The sequence below is a fragment of the Streptomyces sp. NPDC038200 genome (assembly GCF_055600785.1).
Genome location: NZ_JBVJYH010000012.1, coordinates 22,538 through 36,430, shown reverse-complemented (window position 1 = coordinate 36,430; position 13,893 = coordinate 22,538). Strand labels below are relative to the sequence as shown.

Annotated in this window: 9 protein-coding genes and 1 pseudogene; 4 read left to right on the top strand and 6 right to left on the bottom strand. The window is 74.1% G+C overall.

What is annotated here, in order from left to right:
* Positions 1-100: 100 nt before the first annotated feature.
* Positions 101-734, top strand: a pseudogene (locus ACZ7KF_RS23950) (HAD-IC family P-type ATPase); the annotation flags it as partial.
* 185 nt (positions 735-919) lie between these two features.
* On the opposite strand, the gene ACZ7KF_RS23945 reads toward ACZ7KF_RS23950, so the two are convergent.
* Complete coding sequence (locus ACZ7KF_RS23945; protein ID WP_471078524.1) at positions 920-1,927, bottom strand: trypsin-like serine peptidase; 1,008 nt, start codon at positions 1,925-1,927, stop codon at positions 920-922.
* A 157-nt stretch (positions 1,928-2,084) separates the two neighbouring features.
* Positions 2,085-2,990: an endonuclease/exonuclease/phosphatase family protein gene (locus ACZ7KF_RS23940; protein ID WP_471078522.1), complete on the bottom strand. Its 906-nt coding sequence runs from the start codon at positions 2,988-2,990 to the stop codon at positions 2,085-2,087.
* A gap of 193 nt (positions 2,991-3,183) precedes the next feature.
* Between ACZ7KF_RS23940 and ACZ7KF_RS23935 the strand changes: the two genes are divergently transcribed.
* A complete protein-coding gene (locus ACZ7KF_RS23935; RefSeq protein ID WP_471078520.1) occupies positions 3,184-3,357 on the top strand; it encodes a hypothetical protein in 174 nt (57 codons plus the stop codon).
* Here ACZ7KF_RS23935 and ACZ7KF_RS23930 read toward each other — a convergent pair.
* The gene (locus tag ACZ7KF_RS23930) at positions 3,324-7,220 is read right to left on the bottom strand and encodes a CHAT domain-containing protein (RefSeq protein WP_471078518.1); all 3,897 of its coding nucleotides are present in this window, start codon (positions 7,218-7,220) and stop codon (positions 3,324-3,326) included. The two genes, ACZ7KF_RS23935 and ACZ7KF_RS23930, sit on opposite strands and share 34 nt — an antisense overlap.
* A 241-nt stretch (positions 7,221-7,461) precedes the next feature.
* Here ACZ7KF_RS23930 and ACZ7KF_RS23925 point away from each other — a divergent pair, with 241 nt between their 5' ends.
* Both ACZ7KF_RS23925 and ACZ7KF_RS23920 read left to right on the top strand, forming a co-directional pair.
* Positions 7,462-9,492: an ABC transporter ATP-binding protein gene (locus ACZ7KF_RS23925; protein ID WP_471078515.1), complete on the top strand. Its 2,031-nt coding sequence runs from the start codon at positions 7,462-7,464 to the stop codon at positions 9,490-9,492.
* 82 nt (positions 9,493-9,574) lie between these two features.
* The gene (locus tag ACZ7KF_RS23920; RefSeq protein WP_471079015.1) at positions 9,575-10,804 is read left to right on the top strand and encodes an NUDIX domain-containing protein; all 1,230 of its coding nucleotides are present in this window, start codon (positions 9,575-9,577) and stop codon (positions 10,802-10,804) included.
* Positions 10,805-11,011: 207 nt separating this feature from the next.
* Here the strand turns inward: ACZ7KF_RS23920 and ACZ7KF_RS23915 are convergent, their stop codons facing one another.
* The 3 genes from ACZ7KF_RS23915 to ACZ7KF_RS23905 are packed head-to-tail and all read right to left on the bottom strand — an operon-like array spanning position 11,012 to position 13,860.
* Positions 11,012-11,980 carry a threo-3-hydroxy-L-aspartate ammonia-lyase gene (locus ACZ7KF_RS23915; RefSeq protein ID WP_471078512.1) on the bottom strand — a complete coding sequence of 323 codons (969 nt, stop codon included), beginning with the start codon at positions 11,978-11,980 and terminating at the stop codon, positions 11,012-11,014.
* A 57-nt stretch (positions 11,981-12,037) separates the two neighbouring features.
* Entirely contained in the window at positions 12,038-13,207 is a 1,170-nt protein-coding gene (locus ACZ7KF_RS23910) for an alanine racemase (protein ID WP_471078509.1), read from the bottom strand.
* A 14-nt stretch (positions 13,208-13,221) separates the two neighbouring features.
* A complete protein-coding gene (locus ACZ7KF_RS23905; RefSeq protein WP_471078506.1) occupies positions 13,222-13,860 on the bottom strand; it encodes a helix-turn-helix transcriptional regulator in 639 nt (212 codons plus the stop codon).
* Positions 13,861-13,893: the final 33 nt, after the last annotated feature.

Genomic DNA, 13,893 nt, shown 5'->3' with positions numbered 1-13,893 from the left:
GCGGCGCGTCCGTCATTCGGATGCGGAATCGAGATCCCCGGTCGCCGCCCTGTCCTGCCCGTACGTCCCGAGGCGCGGCGGGAGAGGGCGAGTTCCGCTTGCCAGGACCGACGCCGAGGCGGCCGGACGTACGGCCATCGCCGTGGCCCGGGACGGCGAGGCCCGCGCGGTCCTCGAAGTCGCCGACGCCGTCAAGGAGACCAGCCCCGAGGCCGTCCGCCGACTGCCTGCCCTCGGACTGACGCCCGTCCTGCTGACCGGTGACAACCGGGCCGTCGCCGAGACCGTGGCGGCCGAGGTGGGCGTCGACCCGGAGCACGTCATCGCCGAGGTGCTTCCGCAGGACAAGGTCGACGTGGTCGAGCGCCTTCAGGCCGAGGGACGTTCGGTGGCCATGGTCGGTGACGGCGTCAACGACGCGGCGGCCCTCGCCCAGGCCGACCTCGGCCTCGCCATGGGCACGGGCACGGACGCGGCGATCGAGGCGGGCGACCTCACTCTCGTGCGCGGGGACCTGCGGGTCGCGGCGGACGCCGTCCGGCTCGCCCGCAAGACGCTGGGCACCATCCGGTCCAACCTCTTCCGGGCCCTTCGCCTACAACGTCGCCGCCCTGCCGCCGGCCGCCGCCGGACTGCTCAACCCGATGATCGCGGGAGCGGCGATGGCCTTCTCCTCGGTCTTCGTGGTCGGCAACAGTCTGCGCCTGCGCGGCTTCCAGGCCGTCGACCGGTGACCGCCGGCGTGCGGCGGTCACCGACGCAGCCGTCGAGGGCCCGGCGCCCCGGGCCCTCGACGGACCGGTCGTTCAGCGAAGGGAGTCGCACGACGGGACGCCGGCCGGTGCCGCCGGTCCGGCGGACGGCTGCCGGCCGGCCGGGGCTGCGGCACTCCTCCCCGCCGACGCCGTACCGGTCGGTGTCACGCGGCCTGGGCCTTGTCGTACAGGGCCTTGACCACGTCACCGAAGTACGGGCCGAACATCCGGTTCGGCAGGAACGTGTAGCCGAAGCTGTTCACGGAGACCTGCAGACCGGTGCCGGTCGCCTCGTCGAAGCCGGTGAACCAGGGGCCGCCGCTGGAGCCGCCGGTCATGTTGCACCCCAGGCTGTGGTCCTGCGAGAAGAGGAAGTCCTTCGAGCTGTTGCCGCTGCAGTAGACGAGCTTGGTGCCGTCGTACGGCGACGCGGCCGGGAAACCGAAGGAGTACATCGGCTTGTTGTAGCCCCCGTTGAACTGGATGCCCTGCGCGCCGACGACCGAGGTGAGGGTCTTGCCGTTCAGGGGAGCGACCACCGCGGCCCCGACGTCGTAGTTGATGTCCTCGCTCGCCTCCCATTGCGGAGTCGTGAGCGTGGTGGCCCCGGTCCACTGGCCGTACGGCGCGTTGCCGTTGGCGTAGGCCGGCACGAAGACCCAGTTGGTGTGCCAGCTGCCCTGGTACTTCACGCAGTGCCCGGCCGTGATGACGGTGCTGGCGTTCTGGCTGGTCACGGCGTTGCCGGTGCAGGAGGCGGTGCGCCCCTGAAAGGTGAAGAACACGCGGCCGGAGGTCGTGACGACGGCGCCGCCGCCGGTCCAGGGACCACCCGCCTGCGGGAAGGAGGCGAGGGCGGCGGAGGACGCGGAGGCGGGTGCCGCGGTGGGTGCGACGGTGGTCGTGCTTCCGTGGGACCTCCGGGGGTCGAGGGTCTTCGCGGCCTGCCGGGTCGGCGGCAGATCGAAGGGGGTGGCGCCGCGCATGCGCTCGGCCGTCCAGAAGGTGCGGGCCCTGTGCTGTTCGGCCGCCGAGGCGGAGTGGGCCACGGCCGTCGGTCCGGGAGGCGTCGCGGCCGGCACCGCGTCGGCGGCTCCGGCCTGGACGAGCCCGCCGGCGAACAGTGCTCCGGCGGCCAACAGAATGCCCGCGGCAGTGCGATGGCGTCTCACGCAGGTCTCCTTCTGCCGTGTCCGGACTGGTCGGGTCCGGACAGGGTGGGGGAACGAAGAACGGTGCGGACAGACGTGCGTGAGGCAGCGTGCCACGGATACCGTGACTTGTCAGGAGCATGCAACGGTGATTCCGCCGTGCGGCCCCGCGGTCGTCTCAGGGCGCGCGGTGGCGCAGCAGGAGGTCCGCGACCACGGGGCGGTGGTCCGACGCCGTGGTCCCGGACTCGTGCGCACCGGTGACGGTGACGTCCGGGGAGACCGTGACGAGGTCGATGCGCCTGACCGGGTCGACCGCCGGATAGGTCTTGCCGCCGTTCGGGGCGGCATCGGTCAATGGCCCCCACAGCCGGGCGAGTTCGGGAGCACTCGGCTCGGCGTTGAAGTCTCCCAGGAGGACCTTCGGGCCGGTGTCCCCGGCCAGGACGGCCAGCATGTCGTCGACCTGGGCGCGGCGGACCGAGGGGTCGGCGCGGTAGTCCAGGTGGGTCGAGTACACGTGCACACGGACGCCCCGCACCCTGAGCGTCACCTCGGCGAAGCCCGGCGCGGGGGCCGGTACCGGGTCGGGTGTCTGGGTGGACAGCCGGGTGATCTCGTGGTTCTGCGCGTCGCGCGGCGGACGGCGGCTCAGTATCGCGACGCCGTACTGCCGTCGGTGGCCGTCGGCCGTGGCCGGGGGCAGGTCGTAGATCGGCGCGAAGAAGACGTGCATGTGCAGGCGTGCGGCCAGTTCCCCGGCCTCGTCCGTGGAGGCGCTCCGGGCACCCCAGTGCACATCGACCTCCTGGAGGGCGATCACGTCGGCGTCGAGATCCCGGATCGCCGCCGCGGTGCGGTCGAGGTCGAAGACGTTGTCCTCGCCGGCTCCGGCGTGCATGTTGAAGGTGGCCACGCGCAGGGACACGCGTGACGCGGCCGGTCCGGCACCCGGCGCCCGGTCCGCCGCCGCGGCCCCGGGCGATGCCGCGCCGAGCACGGCGGCGACGGCGAGCGCGGCGGCGGCCGGCGCGCGGTGAGAAGCCCGGCGGGTGCGGGCGAGCGTGTTGCGAAGGAGCGGCACGGCGTATCGACTCCTCAGGTGAGAGTACGGCGTTGACGCGCGTGCACCGTATGGCGCCCCAGGGGCCCGCGCAATGGCTCCCTCGGGGTCGGGCCGAGGAGACGGCGGCCCCCTGGCACCGGTCGGCGCCCGCCGCGCGGCCGTGTCACTCCGTCGAGTGGACTGTGGCAGCCGGACGAGGCATCAGCCGCCTGTGCCGCGCCAGAAGCACGGCAACCCGCTCGGCCCGACGGCGGACCAGCCGTACCTCACGTACGGGTCCTGGGAGCAGGTCGGCGACGCCGCCACGCGTTCTCACCCGGCCGTGGACCACGAACTCGGCCTGGAGTTCCGTCACTGCTCCCGCGAGGTGCTCGAAGCGGTGTGAGCGGCGCCCGACGGCGCCGGGTTGCCCTGGTGGGTGAAGGCCGCCCAGTGCTGGAGATGATGCAGGTCCGAGCGGGCGGCCTCACGGCGGAGGGGGCCGTCCAAGGGGAACGGGAGTGTGCGGTGGGGGTCGAGCATCCACAGCTGGGCGGCGCGCAGGGCGTCGGGCGGGGCCAGCCCGCCGGCGTTGAGGTGGTGGTGGAAGACGGCCATCATCACGGCGGTCGGCCCGTCCCGCACCGCCCACCGCGACCCCACGACGTCCGCCGCACCACGCGTGACCAGCGCGGTGGCGAGGGTCAGTGCCTCGTCGTGCTGACCCGTGCTGAGGTCGGTCTCGCAGGCGCTGAGCACGACCAGCGGTCCGGCGGCGTCCGGCCGGACCCCGGCGGCGTCGTCGAGGAGGCCGGCCACGGTGAGCCTGCCGGTGTCCGGGTCCGCGCCGGGCAGACCGGCCAGCCGTAGCGCGGAGTCGGTGGGGCGGGAGGCGGCCCGGGCGTGACAGGCCAGGTGGACCACGGACGCCGGTGACCGGCCGCCGGGCAGCACCGCGAGCAGATCCGCGGGTGTGCCCGCCGCGTCCGCTTCCTCGTCGGTGTCGAGGAACTCGCCGTAGCGGAGGGCGTCCGGATAGCAGGAGGCACGCAGCGCGGCCGCCTCCACCTCGGCCCACGGCAGGGTCAGTTCGGGGTCGGCGACGACCACCTGCCGTCCGTCGGCGGGGGACATGCGCCGCCGGCCGGCCGCGGTGAGGAACCGGGTGCCGGAGGGGGCGTAGCTGATGACGGCCTCCTGGCAGGCGTACCGGTGGCCCCGCCCGCCGGCGACCGTGGTCCGTGCGGCGTGCCACGGTACGACACCGATCCGGCCGCAGGGCACCAGAACGATCCGCGGCGGCCGGGCCCCCGCCCCCGGGGCGGACGCCGGCGGACCCACCGCCGAGAGCACCGGACCCATCACCGCGGGCCAGGCCCAGTCACACAGCTCGCGCAGCGTCACCTGCCAGTGGCCCTCGTAGGCGGCCTGCCACGAGGCGTGCATGGCCGGATGGGCGAGTGCCCGGGAACGGTCCGCCGCGGCCTTGAGGTAACGCTCCAGCGGTGTGCTGCCGGGGCGGATCAGCTCCGGCAGCGGCAGCACGGCGGGATCCGCGCCGGGGCGCAGGATCAGCGCGTGCCCGGGAAACGGGCGCCCCGCCGAAGGCAGGGGGACACCGGGCAGCAGGTAGACCAGGGCGTCCGTGCCCGAGGCCGCGAGGCCCTCGCGGAGCGCGGCGACGTCCGCCGGTCCGGCCAGCTGCCGGGCCCCCCGGCGCCGCCCGGGGCGGGCACGGACGCCCAGTACGGCCAACACGTCGCGGCGCAGGGCACTGGGCACAGGCGGCCCGCCGGCCGGCCGGGCCGGCGCGTCGCCGGCAACCGGCCGCAACGGGTCGGCGCGGACCGGCCGCAACGGGTCGGCGCGGACCTGGGCCCCCCACCGCCGGGCCAGTTCGCGGTGGCCGGCGGCGTCGAGGAGTTCGGGGATGCCGCGGGACGTGGCGGCGGCCTGGTGCACCAGGCCCCGCCCCCTCTCCAGATCGGCCACCGCGTCGGCCGGCCGACGGAGGATGAGGGCCGCCCACGCCAGCCGCTCCGCCAGCATGTCGCCGTTGCGGGCCGCCGACAGTCCGTGGTCGGCCCCCGTCTGGAGCAGGACGTCGGCGGCCAGTTCCTCCAGCGCCTCGCGGGTGACCTCCAGGAACGCCCGCTCGTCCGCGGCGGTGTGCGGCCCGCGCCGGGCGGCCCGCATCATGTGGGCCTCGGCCAGCTTCATCAGCACGTCCACCCGCCCGTATGCGCCGCGCCCCTCCGCGAGCAGGGCGCGAGCACGGGTCAGCTGGGTGATGGCCGCGTCCAGCAGCGGCGGGTGGTGCACGCCGCGTCTGACGGAGAGGAGCAGCCGCAGACCGAGCCGGGCACGGCGGTCGTACTCGTGCTGGTGATACGTCGCCGGCGCGTCCAGCTCGCGCCGGACCTCGTCGACCGTGCGTCCCAGGTCCGCCAGCTCGGCGGCGACGTCCAGCGGCCGGGCGGCCCCGGGCTCCCCGCCCGCGGCGGCCCGCTGCCGCTCCGCGCACAGCTTCTCCAGCCGGTCCAGCCGCTGCGCCAGCTCGCCGCGCCACCCGCTGTCCGGAGACAGGGCGGTGTGCCGGGCACGCAGCTCCTCGATCAGCGGCGGCAGCGCCTCGTGGCTCCCGGTGCGCTGCGCGTGGAGCAGTTCGCGGTCCGCGGTGGAGAGGAGGAGTTCCAGGGTGAAGGGCGCGTCGAGCGGCACCGAGCCCTCGTCGCGCAGTCTCGCGCCCAGTTCGCGCAGGGTGGCCAGGGAGCTGTCCGCGTCGTGGAAGCTGCCACCGTGCGAGGCGGCCTGATGCAGGATCGCGGCCAGCTCCGTCCGCAGTGCCATGACCCACCAGGAGTCCGGCGGACTCGCGTCGATCGCCTCTTGGAGCAGGGTGGCCGCGTCCTCCACGTAGCCGGTGTCACCGGTCCGGTAGGCCAGCAGCCGGTCGATGCGGGCCGCGTGGCTCCGCTCGTGCACGCCGATCTCCAGGGCGAAGTCCCTCAGGCTGCTGTTCAGAAAGGCGGCGAGACCGGGCTCCAGGGTGAGTCCGACGGGCCAGTCGTCGAGCCGGTCGCCGTCGTCGTCGGCGGGGTCCGGCACGGGCCGCTCCGCGGTGCCGAAGTCGACCGATCCGGGCTCCAGGATCTCCAGGGCGACCAGCAGATAGGCGTGGAGCCGGGCGACGCGGGCCCGCTCGGGTGCGTCCGACGGCAGTGCGTGGAGCGCCCCCAGCACCAGGTCGGCGGCACGGCGGACACCGCCGGCACCGGCCGCGCCGCCGAGGGCGGCCCGGCGCAGCAGCGCCGCGTCCCGAGGGTCCAGGCCCGGCTCCGCGCCCGAGGAGCCGCCGGTCCGAGCCCCCAACACCACGACCAGCCAGACCAGGATCCGGGTGAACTTCGCCGTGCTGCGGACACCGGCCAGGGCCACCAGTCCGCGGACGGCGTCGAGCAGCGCCTCCTCGGCAGCCTCCGTGCCGGCGCCGTCGGGTCCGGACGCAACCGCTTCCGTCGCCGCCGCCGTGGTGGCCGGGGCCGCCGTGTCGGCCGCCGCGTCCATCGAGACCGGGCCGGGGGCCAGCATCCGCTCGATGATGTGCTTGACGTTCGCGGTCCGCTCCCGGAACTCCGCGTCGAGCGGGGCCTCGGCGATCCGGTCGACGACTCCGCGGGCCTCGGTGAGATCCCGGCGCAACGACTCGGTCAGCAGGCAGTCCCCGTGGCCGGCCGTGAGCAGCGCGTGTCTCAGGACGGTGTCGGTGCCGTCGGCGCGGGGCAGGGCCCAGGGCACGAGCAGGAAGACGAGCATCATGCGGGCCTGCACGGCGAGCCGGTCGGCCGGCGGCCCCTGGCGATCCGCCCACCGCAGGCGCTGCAACGCTTCCGTCCGCTCGCAGGAGCCGGAGTCCGACGACGCGTGTTCGCCCTTCCGCAGGCAGTACGCGCCGAGCAGGAGACCGAGGACGACGAAGACGACCTGGTGGTCCCGCCCGCGCCCCGCCGACGGGGGCCGCAGCCGGGACAGCCGGTTGATCACGGGAACCAGTGCCTCGGCGGGCGCCGCGCCCAGGGGCTCGTCCAGCAGCCGGTGAGCCTCCTGGAGGGCTTCGTCCAGTTCCGTCGGCGGTTCCGTCTGCCGTTCCACCGCCGCGGAGCCGTCCTCGTCCCGCCGCACCTCGCCGACCATCGGTTCCCCCGTCGCGCGCCCGCCGTGTTTCCGCATCATGCCCGGCAGGGCGGCGAGGGACCACCAGCGCGTCACGATGCCTGGAGGCAGGCGGGTTCCGGCCGCGCGGAGGCGAAGGGCAGCGGGCGCGCCTGACGCGTTTCGGCCATGCGCCTGCGGTCCGCTTCCGTTGCCCGGCAAGGGTCCGTGCATCAGGCATATTCCGTGACCCGCTCCGTACGGCGGTTTCGAGGCCGTCCGAAATACGTGTGTTCGAAATCGGGGACCGGTCGTTGAGCCTGACGACGTAACCGGACGACCGCGGAGAGGGACCACGGTGACCTGGGCCGCACGAGGACACGGAACGCACAAGGAGCACGAGACGGCCGCGAGCGGGATCTCGGCCGCCGAACAGGAGTTGTTCGGCGGCCGGCTGCGCTGGGACCAGTCGTACGTCCGCCACGAAGGCGCGCTGACCCGGATGGGTTTCGCGCGGATGGCCGCGGCACTGCCGCGCATGGCCGGGATGGTGCTCCGCATCGGCTGGGAGGTCGACCGCCGGGGGTTGACCGGGGTCCTCGCGGCACAGCTCGGGCTCGGACTGCTCGCCGCCGGAGGACTGGTGGCCGTCAACGACGTCCTCACCCGGCTGTTCGCCGCGGGGCCGACCGCGGACAAGCTGCGCGAGGCCCTGCCCTCGCTGGTGCTGCTGGCGGTGGTGTCGGTCGGCTCGGCGCTGCTGACGGCGTGCTCGACGGCGCTCTCCGGCCGGCTGGAGCCACAGGTCGAGCGTGCCGTGTCCGCCCGCTACTACGCGGCCGTCACCCGGATCGAGGTCGAGGCGACCGAGCGGCCGGAGATCCAACGCGTCCTGGAGGCGGGCAAGTTCGGCACGGACTCGGCCCGCAGCATGCTCCGGCTGTCGGTCGGTGTGGGGAACGTGCTGATCGGAATGGTCGCCGCGGCCGTGGTGCTGGCCTCGCTGCACTGGGCGCTGCTGCCGATGCTGCTGGCGATCGCCCTGCCCAAGGGGTGGGGCGCGGTCCGCTCGGCGCGCCGTGACCACACCTCGCGGCTGAACTGGGTGGACCACCGGCGGGCGATCGCCTCGATGCTCGCGTATCTGACCCGCCCCCACGCCGCCGGCGAGATCCGGGCCCACGCGGCCGGCGAGAAACTCCTGGCCGGGTACGACGAGATGGCCCGGCAGACGGAGGCGGAACAGCGCCGCCTGGCGCGGGCACAGGCCCGCACCGACCTGGTCGCGGGCGGCCTCTCCGGTGTGGCGTCGCTCGCCTGTTACGGAGTGCTGTGGTGGCTGCTGACCGGCGACGGCCTGGCGCTGGCCGTCGGCGGCACCGCAGTGATCGCCATCCGCAACTCCACCGCCCGGCTGACCTCCCTGGTGCAGCAGGTCAACCGGCTGTACGAGGAGATGCTGTTCCTCACCGACACCAAGAACGCCACCGAACTGGCCGCCGAGCACGCCATTCCGCGCATCGGCACGCCCCTGCCCGACCAGGTGAGCGCGGTGCGGATGGACGACGTCTCCTACTGCTATCCCGGTGCTGCCGAGCCCTCCCTGAAGGGAGTGAGTCTCACGGTCCGCAGAGGCGAGGTGACGGCCCTCGTGGGAGCCAACGGCTCGGGCAAGACCACTTTGACGAAGATCCTCGCCGGGCTGCTGCTGCCCACCGGCGGCGACGTGTGGTGGGAGGGGACGTCCGGCGAGCGCGTCGCGCTCCGGGCGGCCGACCGCACGCAGGTCTTCGGCGCCGTCGCGCTGATCGCGCAGGACTTCCCGCGCTGGGAGATGACCGCCGCCACGAACGTGGCCATCGGCGTCGGCGACCGTCCCCGCGACATGGGCCGGGTGAGCGAGGCCGCGCGGGCCGCCGGAGTGTACGACCTGGTGCAGGGCCTCCCGCACGGCTGGGACTCGATCGTCTTCAAAGGGTACGAGCGTGGCGTCCAGCTCTCCGGCGGTCAGTGGCAGAAGCTGGTCACCGCCCGCAGCCGGTACCGGGCCGCCCCCTTCTTCCTGGTCGACGAGCCCACCTCCGCACTCGATCCGCACGCGGAGATCGCGGCCTTCGAGAGCCTGTGGTCGCTCGCCGCCACCGGACACGCGGTCGTCCTGGTCACCCACCGGCTCGCCGCGACCGCGAAGGCCGACCGCATCTTCGTGCTCCATGAGGGACATCTGGCCGAGGCGGGCACCCACGACCAGCTCATGGCCCGGCCGGCGGGCCGGTACCGGGAGATGTACACGGCCCAGGCCGCCCAGTTCGGGCTCGCTCCACCGGCGGGCGAGAGACTGCCCGCCCCGCGCGACGGCAACGACCCGTGGCAGGAGGGGGCCCGGTGACACCGACCGTCCCCCGCAACCGGGCCGCCGTCGACGGGGTCCGCGCCGGCCGGCCGTACACCGAGAGGGGCCGGTGACGGAGATGCCCCCCACCGAGCCGGACGGACCCCGCCCCGGCGGTGAGCGCCACCGGGAGCCACTGGACGTCCATCTGATCCTGCGCAGAGAGACCGTCGGAGGCTCCGAGGTCCTGATGTCGCGGCGGGCCGGGACGGTCTACGCCGCCGGGCTCTGGCACCTGCCGTCCGGGCACCTGGACGGCCCGCACGAGGACGTCGTCACCGCCCTGGTCCGCGAGGCCCGGGAGGAGACCGGCGTCGTCATCGCTCCGGCCGACGTCCGGGCCGCCGTCACCGTCCACCACCGCGGTCCCGGCGGACGCTCCCGGACCGGCTTCTTCTTCGAGGTGCGGCGCTGGCAGGGCGAACCACGGATCGCCGAGCCGGACGTGTGCGACGCGATGGACTGGATCCGCCTCGACGCCCTGCCCGCCCGGACGGTGGCCTACTGCCGGGCCGGGCTGGACGCGTACGCGGCCGGGGTGCGGCTCGCGGTGCACTTCCAGCAGCCCGAGGACGCGATCTGCTACGAACCGGCCGCCGACCGCCTCCGGCTCGTGCCCGGCATCGACGCCGCAGCGGCGACCCGTCACCGCCCGCCGGTGGTGGGGGAGTTCGCCGGGGGACGGATCCTCCGGGCCGGATCCGCCGAGCAGCGGGCGCCGGAGGGCCGGACCCGCCGGCAGCGCCGCCGCGCCGCGCACGACCCGGCTCCCGCACCGGAGCCGGCGAGGAAAGGAGACGTGGTGAGCCGAGTCTGGCTGCCGCCCGAGGAGTATGCCGAGCAACTGATGAAGGCGACCGGATTCGCCTGCGTCCACTTCACCGACGAGCAGGACCGGCCCGTCCAACTGCACGCCCCCTACAGCCCCGCGCACCCGTGGCAGATGGCCGGCGGCACCATGGAACTGGGCGAGCGGCCCTGGGAGACGGCCGTGCGCGAGTGCCATGAGGAAACCGGCATCACGGTGGCCGGGCCGCCACGACTGCTGGCCGCGGTCTACGGACTGCCCGGCGACGCATGGCCGTACAGCACGATGGGCCTGGTCTTCGACGGGGGCCGCCTGAGCGAGGCGCAGATCCAGGCCATCACCCTGGACCCGGAGGAGCACGACGAGTTCCGCGTGCTCCCCCTGGAAGCGTGGCGGCCCCTGATGCCGCTCCAGGACTTCGCACGACTGAGAGCGGTGACACAGGCCCGCCGCACCGGCCTGGCCCAGTACTTCGACACCTGGGACTGGGGAGAGACATGAGCGTGGTGCCGGCACCGACCGGGCTCGGGCGGCTGTCTCCCGAGTCCGGTCGGGCGTGGCGCGCGGCAGGCAAACCGTGGCGGCCCGGTGCCGTCCACCCGGCGCCCCGTCCCCCCTCGGTCGCCACCGAGCCGGGTGAACTCCCGGGCGGCGGACGGCTCGCGCGAGTCGCCGGTCCGACCGTCACCGGACGGGTGGACCGCCGTCTCAGCCGGTGACGAGTGCGGTGAAGCGGTCGACGTCGATGTTGCCGCCGGACGCGATGATGCCGATCCGCCGTGGGAGGTTGTCGACGCGTCCGGCCAGCAGGGCGGCCAGAGGCGTGGCACCGCTGGGTTCCAGGACGATCTTCAGCCGTTCGAAGGCGAAGCGCATCGCGGCGATGATCTCGGCGTCGCTGACGAGGGCGATGGCGTCGACCAGCCGCTGGTTGACCGGGAACGTGAGTGCGCCGGGAGTGTCCAGGGCCTGGCCGTCGGCGATGGTACGGGGGACCGGGACGGTGACCCGTGCGCCGGCCTCCAGGGAGCGCTTGGTGTCGTCGCCCGCCTCCGGCTCGACGCCGATGACGCGGATGCCGGGGTGGAGGGCCGTGGCGACGGTGGCGCTGCCCGCGATGAGGCCGCCACCGCCCACCGGCACCAGAAGGGCGTCCAATGCACCGGTCTCTTCGAGGAGTTCGAGGGCCGCGGTGCCCTGGCCGGCGATGACATGAGGGTGGTCGTACGGCGGGATCAGAGCCAGGCCACGGTCCTCGGCCAGCGCGTGGCCGAGCGCGGTGCGGTCCTGGGTGTAACGGTCGTAGGTGACGACCTCCGCCCCGTATCCGGCGGTCGCCTCCCGCTTGGATCGGGGAGCGTCCTCGGGCATCAGGATGACGGCGCTCGTGCCCAGTTCACGCGCGGCCAGCGCGGTGGCCTGGGCGTGGTTGCCGGAGGAGTAGGCGGCGATGCCCTTCGCCAGCTGGTCCGGGGGCAGTTGGGCGGCGGCGTTGTAGGCGCCGCGGAACTTGAAGGCGCCGATCCGCTGGAAGTTCTCGGCCTTGATGAACACCTCCGCCCCGACAAGGGAGTTCAGGGTGCGCGAGGTGAGTACGGGAGTGCGGTGGGCGATGCCCTCGAGACGGGCGGCGGCCTCGCGGACGTCGGTGAACGACACGGGCAGTTCGGCGGCCATGAAGGAGTCCTCCGGGTAGGGGATGGTGACGGCTCGGACGGCGTGACGGGCAGACCGTCACCAGCCGGTGACGCGGGGCCAGTACGCCTCGATCGCGGGCGCCGGGGCCGCCGTGCCGTGGGCGCCGTCGACGACGTGGTAGCCCTGGTGCTGGGCGGCGGTGGCGCAGGCATGGTTGGGCAGGACGCGCAGGCGGGTACCGATGGGCAGTTCGGGCAGTGCGGCGCCGTCACGGGCGGTGAGGGTGCCGTGCTCCTGGCTGGCGCCGGTCATCACCAGGCCCGGGATCACCGTGCCGGTCAGGTCGGCGACCAGGCCGTAGCCCTGGTCCTGCGGCTGCACGGCCGTACCGCGGTCGCGGGACATGGCCGTCCAGCCGCCGTCGGTGACGATCCACCCGTACTCGGGACGGTGGCCGATGACGGTGACCACGACCGACAGGGCGAGATCGGCCGGGTCGCAGACACCGAGGCCGGCCATCACCAGGTCGAAGAAGACGTAGGTGCCCGCGCGGAGTTCGGTGACTCCGGTGAGGTCGTCGGCGGCGTGGGCGGTGGGGGTGGAGCCGACGCTGACGGTGGCCACGGGCAGGCCCGCCGCCCGGAGCCGCCCGGCCGCGGTCACCGCGGCGTCGCGTTCGCCGCGCGCCGCCTCGCGCCGCTCCTCGGCGGTGTAGCGGAAGTACGACTCGCCCGCGTGGGTCAGCACGCCGTCCAGGCACCCCGCGTCGTGCAGGATGCGACCGATGCCGGGGAGCCCCGGGGCATCCGGCTCCAGGCCGCCGCGGTGGCCGTCGCAGTCGATCTCGATCTGGGCGGGAACGGCGATGCCCGCCTCCCGCGCGGCCGCGGCGACGAACATCGCCTGCTCGGTGCTGTCCAGCAGGACCCGCAGGATGACGCCGCGGCGCAACAGCGCCACCACACGCGGGAGTTTGTGCGGCGCGATGCCGACGGCATACGTGATGTCGCGGTATCCGGCGTCGGCGAACGCCTCGGCCTCGGCGAGGGTGGAGACGGTGACGGGGCCGGGGCCGCCGTCGTGCAGGAGGGCGGCGGCGTCGAGGCTCTTGGCCGTCTTCACATGCGGGCGCAGGGCGACCCCGAGACGGTCCGCCCGGGCCTGCAGGCGGGCGATGTTCCGCCGTGTCCGGTGCACGTCGACGACGGCGAACGGGGTGCCGGGGCCGGCGAGGGTCCGGGCGGTGGGGGAGAGGGCGGTGGACATGACCGAGTGACCCTTCACTTCGCGTAGTTGTAGACCGTCGCCCGGGAGACGCCGAGCAGGTCCGCGATGGTCTGTGCGGCGTCGCGCGAGTCGAAGTAGCCGTCGCGTTGCAGCTGTCGTACGAGTGCCTTCTTGTCGTCCCGGCTCAGCGAGCGGGGAGTGGCCGCGCGCTCGGCGGCACGGGCCTCCACCGCTTCGCGCAACTCCCGTGCGGTGCGCGCCCGGAGGGTCTCCAGGGGCTGGTCGCGGTGCTCGGTGTCCGTGGCCACCAGATTGGCCAGGGCGAGGGTCACCGGGGACAGGACCGAGACGTCGAGGTTCAGGCACAGTGCCGCGACGTACTCGCCGGCGGCGTTCTTGATGCCGATGGACGTGCTCTTCGCCGGGCGGCCGTCGGGAAACCGGTTGGGGTAGTTCTGGAGGACGCTGGGGTACTCCGGGTCCGCGATGCGGGCCAGCCCCAACTCGGTGGCCGCGTCACCGACCTGACGGCCGGACAGGTTGTTCTCGATCGCGCGGATCGCGTGGTCCGGGTCCCGCAGATCGTGCAGCACCACCTCGCACAGACCGGGGAACATGCGGCCCAGCGCGACCGCGATCTTCTCGGCCTCGCGGACGAGGTGCTCGTCGGCCCCGTCGGTGTCGTGGTCCATGACGCCCCTCTCGCCGAGCCGTCGACATGCCGT

Coding starts and splice junctions, on each gene's coding strand:
- ACZ7KF_RS23910 (WP_471078509.1), bottom strand. CDS start 13,207: ATGTCCACCGCCCTCTCCCCCACCGCCCGGACCCTCGCCGGCCCCGGC.
- ACZ7KF_RS23905 (WP_471078506.1), bottom strand. CDS start 13,860: ATGGACCACGACACCGACGGGGCCGACGAGCACCTCGTCCGCGAGGCC.
- ACZ7KF_RS23920 (WP_471079015.1), top strand. CDS start 9,575: ATGCCCCCCACCGAGCCGGACGGACCCCGCCCCGGCGGTGAGCGCCAC.
- ACZ7KF_RS23915 (WP_471078512.1), bottom strand. CDS start 11,980: ATGGCCGCCGAACTGCCCGTGTCGTTCACCGACGTCCGCGAGGCCGCC.